The sequence below is a fragment of the Lacinutrix cladophorae genome, assembly GCF_053604645.1.
Window position 1 is genome coordinate 1 of the sequence record NZ_JBSHNR010000090.1, and the last position, 252, is coordinate 252.

At 42.9% G+C, this 252-nt stretch carries 1 protein-coding gene; it reads right to left on the reverse strand.

Translation table 11 applies throughout. From position 1 onward, the window contains the following. Positions 1-252, reverse strand: a 252-nt coding sequence (locus tag ACVC3Y_RS05830) for a hypothetical protein (RefSeq protein WP_452226354.1), incomplete at both ends; no start/stop codon positions are given.

Below are 252 nucleotides of genomic sequence, written 5' to 3' on the forward strand. Positions count from 1 at the left end.
GTTTCATCTACAACCGTACAAGCAGTAAGGTCTGGACCGATAGAATCTTCAAGGGTAAGTGTCGCAGTCAGTGTAGTTTCATTATCACAATCATCCGATACCGTATAGATAACAGTAATAGTACCACCAGCACCACAAGTGGAAGCAAGGTTCGTGAAAGCATAATCCGAAGTTACATCAAAGACCGCATCTGCATCACAGCTATCTGTACCACAAGATTGTAGTGCAAGTATGTTTGCAGCATTCCAATCG